The sequence below is a fragment of the Cupriavidus sp. FW216-B1 genome (assembly GCF_058789195.1).
Map to the genome: position 1 here is coordinate 1 of NZ_JBYTEL010000031.1, position 12,362 is coordinate 12,362.

9 protein-coding genes are annotated in these 12,362 nt (G+C 69.9%); 2 read left to right on the top strand and 7 right to left on the bottom strand.

Annotated features, from left to right (window positions below):
• Positions 1–47 precede the first annotated feature (47 nt).
• From fmdA to urtA, 6 genes are all read right to left on the bottom strand, one after another.
• Complete coding sequence (gene fmdA / locus AC3WXD_RS32725) at positions 48–1,277, bottom strand: formamidase (RefSeq protein ID WP_454730792.1); 1,230 nt, start codon at positions 1,275–1,277, stop codon at positions 48–50.
• 66 nt (positions 1,278–1,343) lie between these two features.
• Positions 1,344–2,033, bottom strand: a complete 690-nt coding sequence (gene urtE / locus AC3WXD_RS32730) for an urea ABC transporter ATP-binding subunit UrtE (RefSeq protein WP_020204903.1) — start codon at positions 2,031–2,033, stop codon at positions 1,344–1,346.
• Between the two features lie 29 nt (positions 2,034–2,062).
• Positions 2,063–2,806, bottom strand: a complete 744-nt coding sequence (gene urtD, locus AC3WXD_RS32735; RefSeq protein ID WP_020204904.1) for an urea ABC transporter ATP-binding protein UrtD — start codon at positions 2,804–2,806, stop codon at positions 2,063–2,065.
• A 16-nt stretch (positions 2,807–2,822) separates the two neighbouring features.
• Complete coding sequence (gene urtC, locus AC3WXD_RS32740) at positions 2,823–4,022, bottom strand: urea ABC transporter permease subunit UrtC (RefSeq protein ID WP_492325496.1); 1,200 nt, start codon at positions 4,020–4,022, stop codon at positions 2,823–2,825.
• 61 nt (positions 4,023–4,083) lie between these two features.
• Positions 4,084–4,998, bottom strand: a complete 915-nt coding sequence (urtB, locus tag AC3WXD_RS32745; protein ID WP_029044011.1) for an urea ABC transporter permease subunit UrtB — start codon at positions 4,996–4,998, stop codon at positions 4,084–4,086.
• 435 nt (positions 4,999–5,433) lie between these two features.
• A complete protein-coding gene (gene urtA / locus AC3WXD_RS32750) occupies positions 5,434–6,657 on the bottom strand; it encodes an urea ABC transporter substrate-binding protein (protein ID WP_052165975.1) in 1,224 nt (407 codons plus the stop codon).
• Between the two features lie 298 nt (positions 6,658–6,955).
• Between urtA and AC3WXD_RS32755 the strand changes: the two genes are divergently transcribed.
• Both AC3WXD_RS32755 and AC3WXD_RS32760 read left to right on the top strand, forming a co-directional pair.
• Positions 6,956–10,309, top strand: a complete 3,354-nt coding sequence (locus tag AC3WXD_RS32755) for a hybrid sensor histidine kinase/response regulator (RefSeq protein WP_492325497.1) — start codon at positions 6,956–6,958, stop codon at positions 10,307–10,309.
• On the top strand, positions 10,293–11,201 hold the full coding sequence (locus AC3WXD_RS32760) for a response regulator (RefSeq protein ID WP_492325498.1): 909 nt from the start codon (positions 10,293–10,295) through the stop codon (positions 11,199–11,201). The genes AC3WXD_RS32755 and AC3WXD_RS32760 overlap by 17 nt, the downstream gene beginning before the upstream one ends.
• 52 nt (positions 11,202–11,253) lie before the next feature.
• Here the strand turns inward: AC3WXD_RS32760 and dmeF are convergent, their stop codons facing one another.
• Positions 11,254–12,210, bottom strand: a complete 957-nt coding sequence (gene dmeF / locus AC3WXD_RS32765; RefSeq protein ID WP_492325499.1) for a CDF family Co(II)/Ni(II) efflux transporter DmeF — start codon at positions 12,208–12,210, stop codon at positions 11,254–11,256.
• Positions 12,211–12,362 lie beyond the last annotated feature (152 nt).

Below are 12,362 nucleotides of genomic sequence, written 5' to 3' on the forward strand. Positions count from 1 at the left end.
CCCCCCCCCCCCCCCCCCACCCCCCCCCCCCCCCCGCGCTGGTTCGCTCAAACGTCCTGCGAGATCGGCAGGTCCACGTCGCCCTTGATGTGCTTGACGGGGCCGTCCGCGCTCGGGCGGATGTCGAAGTCGAAGATCTGCGTGGGCAGCCACAGCGTGGCGCAGGCGTTGGGGATGTCCACCACGCCGCTGATGTGGCCCTGCACCGGCGCCGTGCCGAGGATGGAGTAGGCCTGCGCGGGCGAGTAGCCGAACTTGGTCATGTACTCGATGGCGTTGAGGCAGGCCTGGCGGTAGGCCACGTGCACGTCGAGGTAGTGCTGCTGGCCGGCCTCGTCCACCGAGATGCCTTCGAAGATCAGGTAGTCGTTGTAGTGCGGCGTGATCGGGCTGGGCTTGAAGATCGGGTTCTTGATGCCGTACTTGGCCATGCCGCCCTTGATCAGCGACACGCGCATGTGCACCCAGCCGGCCATCTCGATGGCGCCGCAGAAGGTGATTTCGCCGTCGCCCTGCGAGAAGTGCAGGTCGCCTACCGACAGGCCGGCGCCGTCCACGTAGACCGGGAAGTACACCTTGGCGCCGCGCGACAGGTCCTTGATGTCGCAGTTGCCGCCGTGCTCGCGCGGCGGCACGGTGCGCGCGCCGTGCGCGGCGGCCTGGTCGCGCGCGTCGCCCTGCAGGCGGCCCATGTGCGCGGTGGCGGCGAAGGGCGGGTTGGCCAGCGGCGGCACGCGCGCCGGCTCGGTGGCGATGAAGTCCAGCTCGCGCTTGTTCCAGGTCTCCAGCATGGCCTTGTCGGGCAGGCAGCCGATCAGGCCCGGGTGGATCAGCCCGGCGAAGTTGACGCCCGGGATGTGGCGCGACGAGGTGTAGAGGCCGTGGAAATCCCAGATCGATTTCTGCGCGAGCGGGAAGCGGTCGGTCAGGAAGCCGCCGCCGTTCTGCTTCGAGAAGAAGCCGTTGAAGCCCCACTGGCTTTCGGCCTTGGCGCCGATGTCGAGCAGGTCCACCACCAGCAGGTCGCCGGGCTCGGCGCCTTCCACGCCGACCGGGCCGGACAGGAAGTGCACGATCGACAGGTCGATGTCGCGCACGTCGTCGGCCGAGTCGTTGTTCTTGATGAAGCCGCCGGTCCAGTCGTAGGTCTCCAGGATGAAATCGTCGCCGGGCTTGACCCAGCAGGCCATCGGGATGTCCGGGTGCCAGCGGTTGTGGACGTCGGGGTTCTCGTACGGGGATTGGGCCAGGTCGACCTTGATCAGGGTGTCCGTCATGACATGCCTCCAGTGTTGGCGTGAGGGGATGGGGTCGGAAAGCGTCGTAAAGGGTCGGAAAGCGGTCTACACCGACAGCAGTTGCCGGATGTGCTCGACGTCGGTGCTGTCGCGCTGGGTCTCGTGCACGAAGCGCCCGCCTTCGATCACCAGCAGGCGGTCGGCCACGTCGAGCGCGAAGCTGAGCACCTGCTCGGAGAAGACGATGGTGATGTCGCGCGTGCGGCGGATCTCCAGCAGCGCGCGCGCGATGTCCTTGATGATGGAAGGCTGGATGCCCTCGGTGGGCTCGTCGAGCAGCAGCACCTTGGGGTTGGCCACCAGCGCGCGCGCGATGGCGAGCTGCTGCTGCTGGCCGCCGGACAGGTTGCCGCCCTTGCGCCGGCGCATGTCGAACAGCACCGGGAACATGGCGAAGATCTCCTCGGGGATGCGGCGCGTCCTGCCCTGCTCCATGCCGGTGAGGATGTTCTCCTCCACGGTCAGGTGCGAGAAGATCATGCGGCCCTGCGGCACGTAGGCCAGGCCGGCGCGCACGCGGCGGTAGCTTTCGTCGTTGGCCACGTCGCGGCCGTCCACGCAGACCTGCCCCGAGCGCACCGGCAGCATGCCGATCATGGCCTTGAACAGCGTGGTCTTGCCCATGCCGTTGCGGCCCATGATGGCCACCGTCTCGCCCTGCGCGGCGGCGAACGACACGCCGTGCAGCGCCTCGCTCTGGCCATAGTTCACGACCACGTTGTCGACTGTGAGCATGCTGGTTTCCTCCGGTAAAGTGGCCAGCATCAGTGGCCGAGATAAACGTCGATCACGCGCGGATCGTTCTGCACCTGCTCCATCGAGCCTTCCGCGAGGATCTTGCCCTGGTGCATCACCGTGACCTTGTCGGCGATGCGCTTGACGAAGTCCATGTCGTGCTCGATCACGATCACCGCGCGCCCGCGGCTGATGCGCTTGAGCAGCTCGGCGGTCTGCTCGCGCTCGCGCACGCTCATGCCGGCGATGGGCTCGTCGAGCATCAGTAGCTGCGGCTCCTGCATCAGCAGCATGCCGATCTCCAGCCACTGCTTCTGCCCGTGCGAGAGCTGCGCGGCCTCGCGCCCGAGCGCGTCGCCCAGGCCGATCTCGGCGGCCACGTCGGCCACGCGCTGGCGCACCTCGGGCGTGGTGCGGAACATCAGCGCGCCGAACACGCCGCGCCCGCGCGGGAACGACACCGCGAGGTTCTGGAACACGCTGAGGTTTTCGTAGATGGAGGGCGTCTGGAACTTGCGGCCCACGCCGGCGCGCACGATGCGGTACTCGGCCAGTCCGGTCATCTCGCGGTTGGCGAACTTGATGCTGCCGCCGGTGGCGCGCGTCTTGCCGCAGATCAGGTCGAGCAGCGTGGTCTTGCCGGCGCCGTTGGGGCCGATGATCACGCGCAGCTCGTCGCGGTCCACGTAGAGCGTGAGGTTGTCGATGGCGCGGAAACCGTCGAAGGAAACGGTCAGGTCCTCCACCGCCAGCATGAAATCGGTATTGCTCATGGCGTCTTCCTCGCGTTCAGGCGCGCTGCCGCGCGCCGGCTTCGGTGGTCCCGGCGTCGCCGGCGGCGGCCGGCGATGCCGGTGTGGCGGCGTGATCGCGGCGCGCCATGTACTTGCGGTAGAGGCCGGCCAGCCCGTCGGGGAAGGCCACCACCACGCCGATGAACAGCGCCGCCATCAGGAACAGCCACAGGTCCGGGAAGCTCTCGGAGAAATACGTCTTGCCGAAGTTGACCAGCAGCGTGCCCCACACCGCGCCCACCAGGCTCATGCGCCCGCCCACCGCGGCGAAGATCACCATCTCGATGGACGGCACGATGCCGACGAACGACGGCGACATGAAGCCCACCTGCAGCGTGAACAGCGCGCCGCCCACCGCCGACAGCGCCGCGGCCAGGCAGAACACGAAGACCTTGAACATGGCCACGTCGTAGCCGGAGAAGCGCACCCGGTCTTCCTTGTCGCGCATGGCCAGCAGCAGCACGCCGAGCTTGCTGCGCTGGATCCAGCGGCACAGCGCGATGGCGCCGAACAGCAGCGCCACGTTGGCGAAGTACAGCGCCACCTTGGCGCCGTCGCCGCGGATGTCCCAGCCCAGCATGGTCTTGAGGTCGGTGATGCCGTTGACGCCGCCGGTGTAGCCCTGCTGGCCGATGATCAGCACCGACAGGATCAGCGCCACGGCCTGCGTGATGATGGCGAAGTAGACCCCGCCCACGCGCCGGCGGAACATGGCGAAGCTCACCACGAAGGCCAGCGCCACCGGCACCGCGATCACGCCGGCCAGCGCGAACGGAAGGTGGCGGAACGGCTCCCACCACCACGGCAGCGCGGTGATCTGGTTCCAGTCCATGAAGTCGGGGATGCCGGGCGTGGACTGGATCGCGGTGCTCTTGGGGTCGGACGCCTCGAGCTTGAGGAACATCGCCATCGCATAGCCGCCGAGGCCGAAGAACACGCCCTGGCCGAGGCTGAGCACGCCGCCGTAGCCCCACAGCATGACCAGCCCGACGGCGACGAAGGCGTAGCTGAGGTACTTGCCGACCAGGTTGAGGCGGAACACGTCGAGCGCCAGCGGCATGATGACCACCAGCACCAGCGCCAGCAGCAGGTAGCCCGAGAGCTCGCTGCGCAGCAGGCGCAGCGGCAGGGACGGGCGGCGCGGCGCCGGCGCGGCGGAGGAGGACGGAGAAGAGGAAGGGGCGGAGGGAGACATCACAAGCTCCTGGGGCGGTCCGGTTCGAGTCGGTGCGGTTCGGTGGAAGGGCGGTGGTGCGTCAGCGCCGCACCGCCGGCGCGAACAGGCCTTGCGGGCGGATCATCAGGATGGTCACGATCAGCAGCAGCGTCAGCACGCGCGCCATCGAGCCGGTCAGGAAGAACTCGCTGATCGACTGCGCCTGCGCGATGCCGAAGGCCGAGGCCACGGTGCCGAGCAGGCTGGCCGCGCCGCCGAAGGTCACCACCAGGAACGAGTCGACGATGTACAGCGAGCCGCTGGTGGGCCCGGTCGAGCCGATCGTGGTGAAGGCCGCGCCGGCCACGCCGGCGATGCCGCAGCCGATGGCGAAGGTCAGGCGGTCGGTGCGGCGCGTGTTGATGCCGGCGGCGTTGGCCATCGGCCGGTTCAGCGTGGTGGCGCGCACGCGCAGCCCCCAGCGCGAGCGGTACAGCGCCAGCCACACCATGCCGGTGACGAACAGCGTGAGCGCCATCACGAACAGGCCGTTGATGGGAATGTCGAGGCCCGCGGCCGGCGCCCACGAGCCCATCAGCCACTCCGGCAGCGTGGGGCTGACCTCCTTGGGGCCGAAGGTGGAGCGGAAGGTCTGCTGCATGCCCAGCGACAGGCCCCAGGTGGCCAGCAGCGTGTCGAGCGGGCGGCGGTAGAGATGGCGGATCAGCGCCCACTCGGCCACCCAGCCCGCGCAGAACGCCAGCACGAAGGCCGCGCCGATCGCCAGCGGGAAATAGAACGGCATCCACGACGGCGCCAGGCGCTCGGTCAGCGTGGAAGCGAGGAAGATGGTGTAGGCGCCGATCGTCATGAACTCGCCGTGGGCCATGTTGATCACGCCCATTTGCCCGAAGATGATGGCCAGGCCCAGCGCCATCAGCAGCAGCACCGAGAACAGGCTCAGGCCGGCAAAGCCCTGCATCAGGCCGATGTTCAGCATGTCGGTTAGATTCATGTCGCGCTCGCCAAGGAAAGAATGCAGAGAAGACGCCGGACGAAGGCGTCGGTTATCGGTTTTCGGGGCGCAGAACAAGCGAAGCCGATGGTCTTGTCCCGCGCGGCAGCATTGGCCGGCCTCCGCCCTCTCCCCCGGCCCCTCTCCCGCGGGCGGGAGAGGGGAGAACCCCCCGGGGCGATTGACGAAGCCGGCGAACGGGCCCACACCGCGAGAGCTGGCCCAAGCAAGGTGTCCTCCCTCTCCCCTCACGGGGAGAGGGCCGGGGAGAGGGGCGGTTTAGCAAGGAGCCACATCAAGCGGGGCCAGCGGTGTTGTCCAGCGCAGAGGCGAGAAACGAAGCCGCCGGTTTTTTCCAGCACGGCGGCATTCGCAATCTCCCGCCCTCTCCCCCGACCCCTCTCCCGCAAGCGGGAGAGGGGAGCCAACCAGGCTTTACTGATACCCCTTCGGAAACGGATTCGGCGGGATCAGCTGCGGCGACTCGGCCACCACCTTGAACTGTCCGTCGAGCTGCGCCAGGCCCACGCGCGTCTTGCTCCACAGGTGGTGGTTGGGGTCGACCTTGACGAAGCCTTCCGGCGCGGTCTTCAGCTCGATGCCGGGCGAGGCGGCCACCACCTTGTCGATGTCGAAGCTGCCGGCCTTCTCCACCGCGGCCTTCCACAGCCACGGGCCGAGATAGGCGGCCTGGGTCACGTCGCCGATCACCGACTTGGCGCCGTACTTGGCCTTGAAGGCTTCCACGAAGGCCTTGTTGTTGGGGTTGTCGAGCGACTGGAAGTACTTCATGGCCGCGTAGAAGCCGGCGATGTTCTCGCCGCCGATGCCCAGCACTTCGTCCTCGGTGACGGAGATGGTCAGCAGGAACTGCTTGTCGGCGGTGATGCCGGCGGCCTTGAGCTGCTTGTAGAAGGCCACGTTGGAGCCGCCCACCACGATGGCGTAGATGCAGTCCGGCTTGGCCACCTTGATCTTGTTGATGAGCGAGTTGAAGTTGGTGTGGCCCAGCGGGTAGTACTCCTCGCCCACCACCTTGAGCTTGAGGAAGTTCTCGATGTGCTTGCGCGCGATCTTGTTCGAGGTGCGCGGCCAGATGTAGTCCGAGCCGATCAGGAAGAAGCTCTTGGCGTTCTTCTGCTTGGCCGCCCAGTCCAGGCCCCAGATGATCTGCTGGGTGGCTTCCTGGCCGGTGTAGATGACGTTCTTGGACTGCTCCAGCCCTTCGTAGAAGGTCGGGTAGTAGAGCAGGCCGTTCTCCTTCTCGAAGATCGGCAGCACGGCCTTGCGCGAGGCCGAGGTCCAGCAGCCGAACACGGCCGCCACGCGGTCGTTGACCAGCAGCTTCTTGGATTTCTCGGCGAAGGTCGGCCAGTCGGAGGCGCCGTCTTCCTTGATGACCTTGATCTTGCGCCCGAGGATGCCGCCGGCCGCGTTGATCTGGTCGATGGCGAGCTGCTCGGCCTGGATCGAGCCGGTCTCGGAGATGGCCATCGTGCCGGTGGCGGAATGGAGCTGGCCGACCGTGACCTCGGTATCGGTGACGGCCAGCTTGGTGGTGTTGGCCACCGCGGTGGGCACCGCCGCGCGCGCCTGCATGCTCAGGCCGGACAGGCCCGCCAGCGACAGCGCCGGCAGCGAGGCCAGGCCCTGCATCATGCGCCGGCGCTGCGGCGAGATGGTGGCGCCGTCTTCGGTTTGCTGCGGTGGGAGGGACCCGTTCTTTGCTTTGTCACGCATGATCGACGCTCCTTGGAGGCGTGGTTGGATGGCGATGGAAGGCGGTGATTGACCCTGCGGCTGGATCATGGTGCAGCGCAACGCACGCTTCCATACGTCATTCGACGTACCCGCCTGCGCATGCTCGGCAGCGGCGCCGGCACGGCACAGCTCTTGCATCAGCGCAGCGCGGCCCACGCCCGGCCCGCGTCCGCACCGTCCGGAGTCATCCACCCCCATGCCCACCGCCAGCCAGCCCGTACAGCGCATCAGCAAGATCCGGCGCGACTACAACCGCTGGGTTGCCGACGAGACCCTGGAGGACTACGCGCTGCGTTTTGCACCAAGGACGTTCCGCAAGTGGAGCGCCTTCCGCGTGGCCAATACCGCTTTTGGTGCAGTGGCCTTCCTGGCGCTCGAAGCCATCGGCGCGGCCATCACGCTCAGCTACGGCTTCACCAACGCGATGTGGGCCATCGGCGTGGTCAGCCTGGCGATCTTCCTGACCGGCCTGCCGATCTCCTACTACGCCGCCCGCCACGGCCTGGACATGGACCTGCTGGCGCGCGGCGCCGGCTTCGGCTACCTGGGCTCGACCGTCACCTCGCTGATCTACGCCAGCTTCACCTTCATCTTCTTCGCGCTCGAGGCGGCCATCATGGCGCAGGCGTTCGAGCTGCTGTTCGGGCTGCCGCGCTCGTTCGGCTACCTGCTCTCGGCGCTGGTGGTGATCCCGCTGGTCACGCACGGCGTGACGCTGATCTCGCGCTTCCAGCTGTGGACGCAGCCGCTGTGGCTGCTGCTGCTGGCGCTGCCCTACGCGGCGATCGCGTGGCGCGAGCCGGGCCTGTACGCCGACTTCCTCTCGTTCAACGGCCGCCTGGCCGAGGGCGACGGTTTCTCGTGGCATGCGTTCGGCGCCGCCGCCACCGTGACCGCCGCGCTGATCGCGCAGATCGGCGAGCAGGTCGACTTCCTGCGCTTCATGCCCGAGCTGACGCGGCGCAACCGGCTGCGCTGGTGGAGCGCGCTGATCGCCGCCGGCCCGGGCTGGATCCTGCTGGGCGCGGCCAAGATGGCGGGCGGCGCGTTCCTCGCGTTCGTGGCGCTGCAGGCCGAGGTGCCGATCTCGCACGCGCTCGAGCCCACGCAGATGTACCTGGCCGGCTTCGCGCGCGCGCTCGGCGGCGCCGGCCCGGCGTGGCTGGCGGTGGCGCTGACCGGGCTGTTCGTGCTGCTGTCGCAGACCAAGATCAACATCACCAACGCCTACGCCGGCTCGCTGGCGTGGTCCAACGTGTTCGCTCGGCTCACGCACAGCCACCCGGGGCGCGTGGTGTGGCTGGGCTTCAACGTGCTGATCGCGGTGATGCTGATGGCGATGGGCGTGTTCGAGGCGCTCGAGCAGGTGCTGGCGCTGTACGCGCACCTCGCGGTGGCGTGGGTCGGGGCCATCGTCGGCGACCTCGTCATCAGCAAGCCGCTGGGGCTGTCGCCGCGCACCATCGAGTTCCGCCGCGCCTACCTGTTCGACATCAACCCGGCCGGCTTCGGCGCCATGATGCTGGCCTCGGCGCTGTCGATGCTGGTGCACCTGGGCGCGTTCGGCGAGACCCTGCGGCCGGCCTCGATCGGCGTGGGGCTGGCGCTGGCCATCGCGTTCCCGCCGCTGATCGCGTTCGCCACCCACAGCCGCTACTACATCGCGCGCGTGCCGGTGGATTTCGGCCCGCGCCACAAGCGCGTGCGCTGCACGATCTGCCGCAACCCGTTCGAGGTGGAGGACGTGGCCGCGTGCCCGGCCTACCGCGGCCCGATCTGCTCGCTGTGCTGCACGCTCGACGCGCGCTGCGGCGACCGCTGCAAGCCCGGCGCCAGCGCGCAGGAGCAGATCGCCACGGCGCTGGCGCGCGTGCTGCCGGCCGGCACGCCGCCGGTGATGGCGCGCCGCATCGGCCAGTTCTGCCTGGTGCTGGCGGGCATGGTGTTCGCGTTCGGCACGCTGCTGTGGCTGCTCTACACGCAGGAGCAGTTGTCCGGCTCGCTGTACGCGGCCATGCAGCCGCGCACCGGCCTGTTCGTCAAGATCTTCGCCGGGCTGCTGCTGTTCGCCGCGGTGGCGGCGTGGTGGCTGGTGCTGGCCAACGAGAGTCGCGCGGTGGCGCAGGAAGAGTCGGAGCGGCAGAACATGCTGCTGCAGAAGGAAATCGACGCGCACCGCCACACCGACGCGCTGCTGCAGGGCGCCAAGGAAGCCGCCGAGAAGGCCAACCTCGCCAAGAGCCGCTTCATCACCGGCATGAGCCACGAGATGCGCGCCGGCCTGAACTCCATCCTCGGCTACTCGCAGCTGCTGCTGCGCGCGCCGCAGCTGCCGGGCGCGCTGCGCGAGGACGTGCGCACCATCGGCCGCGCCGGCGAGCATCTCTCCAGCCTGGTCGACGGGCTGCTGGAGCTGTCGCGCATCGAGGCCGGCAAGCTGCGCCTGGCGCAGGAAGCGGTGGCGCTGGAGGGCCTGTTCGACGAGCTGGTGCGCATGTTCCGCCCGCTGGCCGCGGCGCGCGGGCTGGCGTTCCACTACCGCGTGGAGGGCGCGCTGCCCACGCACGTGCACGGCGACCCCAAGCGGCTGCGCCAGATCGTCATCAACCTGGTCAGCAACGCCATCAAGTTCACCGAGCAGGGCGCCGTCACGCTGTCGGTGCGGCACCAGCGCGAGCTGGCCACCATCGTGGTGAGCGACACCGGCCCCGGCATCGACGCCGCCGACCAGGCGCGCATCTTCGACCCGTTCGAGCGCGCCGGCGGCCACGACGACCGCGAGGGCATCGGCCTGGGGCTGGCCATCGTGCGGCTGCTGGCCGACCTGATGGGTGGCGAGATCCGCGTGCGCAGCGCGCCCGGCGCCGGCAGCGAGTTCGCGGTGCGGCTGTACCTGCCGGCGGTGACGGCGCCGCTGGCGCGCCGCGCCGCCGCGCCGGACAGCCCGCTGCCGGCCAACGCGCGCGTGCTGGTGGTGGACGACCGCGCCGCGCACCGCGCCGTGCTGCTCGGCTTCCTGGCACCGCTCGGCCTGGCCGTGCGCGAGGCCGGCGAGGGCGCCGCGGTGCTGCCGGCGGTGCAGCGCTGGCAGCCGCAGCTGGTGCTGCTCGACCTCAACCTGCCGGACGCCTCGGGCTGGGACCTGTGCCGCATGCTGCGCGCGCTGCCGCAGCCGCCGCTGGTGGTGATCGTGTCCGCCAACGCGCACGAGAACACCGAGGAGGCGCGCGCCACGCACGGCTATTTCGCTTTCGTCAGCAAGCCGGTGCGCGAGGCCGAACTGATCGAGGTGGTGCGGCGCGCACTGGCGGCCGCCACCGCCACTGCTTCATCGGCGCCGCACCGGGCGCCGCCCGCCGACCTGCTGCGCGAGCTGCTGCTGCTCGGCGCCACCGGGCGCCAGCGCGCGCTCGAGGCGCAACTGGCGGAGCTGGCCGAAGGCGCCGACGCCAGCGCGCCGTGGGCCGCCCGCATGCTGGCGCTGGCGCGCAGCAATGCCGACGCATTCAACCATTCCCTAGGCGAGGCGCTCCATGAATCCCGCTCCTGACCTGCAGACCCGCGTGCTGGTGGTGGACGACAACGCCGACGCGCGCGGCTTCATCGCGCGCGCGCTCGGCGGCGAGGCGATGGCCGTGCACGCCGCCCACAGCGGCGACGCCGCGCTTGCCGCGCTGGCCTTCTTCGAGCCCGACGCGGTGCTGCTCGACGTGGACATGCCCGGCATGGACGGCTTCGCCACCTGCGCCGCGCTGGTCGACCGCCATGCCGACCTGCCGGTGATCTTCATGACGGGCCTGGGCGAGACCGGCCACATCGTGCGCGGCTTCGAGGTCGGCGGCTGCGACTACGTGACCAAGCCGGTGGCGATCGCCGAGGTGGTGGCGCGCGTGCGCTCGCACGCCGCCAAGGCGCGCCTGGCGCGCAGCGCGCGCGCGGCCGTGCTGGGCAGCGCGGTGCCGATGCTGGCCGCCGGCGTGGGCGGACAACTGATGTGGATGAACGACAGCGCCGCGGCGCTGCTGCGCGCGCAGGGCCTGGCCGCGGTGCCGCCGGGGCAATTGCTGCCGGCGCCGCTGGCCTCGGCGCTGGAGTCGCTGCGCGACGATGCCGGCCCGCAGTGCGCGCGCCTGGGCGCGCTGCAGCTGCGCCGGCTGACCGGCGTGAGCGCGGGCGTGACGGTGGTGGAGCTGGCGGCTTATGCCGCGCAGGCCGCCGGGGAGGGCGGCGTGGCCGGTGTGGCCGGCTCGGCCACCGAACTGACGCCGCGCGAGGCGGAGGTGATGGTGTGGGTGGCGCGCGGCAAGACCAACCGCGACGTCGCCGAGATCCTCGGCATGAGCCCGCGCACGGTCAACAAGCATCTCGAGCACATCTACGAGAAGCTCGGCGTGGAGACGCGCACCGCGGCGGTGGCGGCGGCGCAGCGCGGCATGGCCTAGGCCGGCCGCGCCGGCGGCGCGATGCCGTGCGGTGCGGCGAGGTGCAGGCTGCCTAGTGCCCGCAGCGGTGGATTTCCACCGTCACGTGCGCGAGTTCCTCGTGCACGGACAGCGCCTCCTTCACGCGCGCCGGCGTGAGCGCGTCGTCGTGCGTCACCAGGCTGGCGATCACGGCGAACTTCTGCTTGCCCACGCGCCACACGTGCAGGTCGGCCACGCGCGTGCCTTCGGGGCCGTCGTCGAAGCCGGCCAGCACCTCGCGCACCTCGTCCACCACCGGGTGGTCCATCTCGCGGTCCAGCAGCACGGTGCCGGTCTGCCGCAGCAGGCCCAGCGCCCAGTGGCCGACCAGCGCGGCGCCGGCCAGGCCCATCACCGGGTCGAGCCAGGCCAGGCCGAGCCACCAGCCGCCGGCCAGCGCCAGCACCGCCAGCACCGAGGTGGCGGCGTCGGCCAGCACGTGCAGGTAGGCCGAGCGCAGGTTCAGGTCGTGGTGGCCGTGGTGATCGTGGCCGTGCTCGTGTCCGTGGTCATGCCCGTGGTCATGTCCGTGATGGGCGCCGCCCAGGATCAGCGCGCACGCCAGGTTGACCAGCAGGCCGGCGATGGTCACGGCCAGCGCCTCGCGGTAGTGGATGGCCTGCGGGCTGAACAGCCGCTCGACCGAGCCGTACACCATCAGCGCGGCCACGCCGAGCAGGAAGATGGCGCTGGCGAAGCCGGCCAGCACCTCGATCCTCCACGCGCCGAAGGCGAAGCGCCGGTCGCCGGCATAGCGGCGCGCCGCGGCGTAGGCGAACGCGGTCAGGCCGATGGCCAGCGCGTGCGAGCTCATGTGCCAGCCGTCGGCCAGCAGCGCCATCGAGTTGAACCACAGGCCGGCGGCGATTTCGACGACCATGGTGGCGGCGGTGATCAGCATCACCAGGCGGGTGCCGCGCTCGGCGGCGCGGTTGCCGGTGTCGAAGACGTGGCTGTGGGTCCAGCGGGAGAGATCCTGGGTATGCATGGCGGTCCTGTGCAGCTTGGAAATATCGTCGGGCGCAAGCGTAACAGCGCGCGGCGCCACCGGGGCGATTCGTCCCTGCCGGCAGCATGGGCAGGCGCGCCGGCGCGGGCTGTCACGCGTCTCTGCTATTGTTGGCGCGCTGCCCGCCGCAG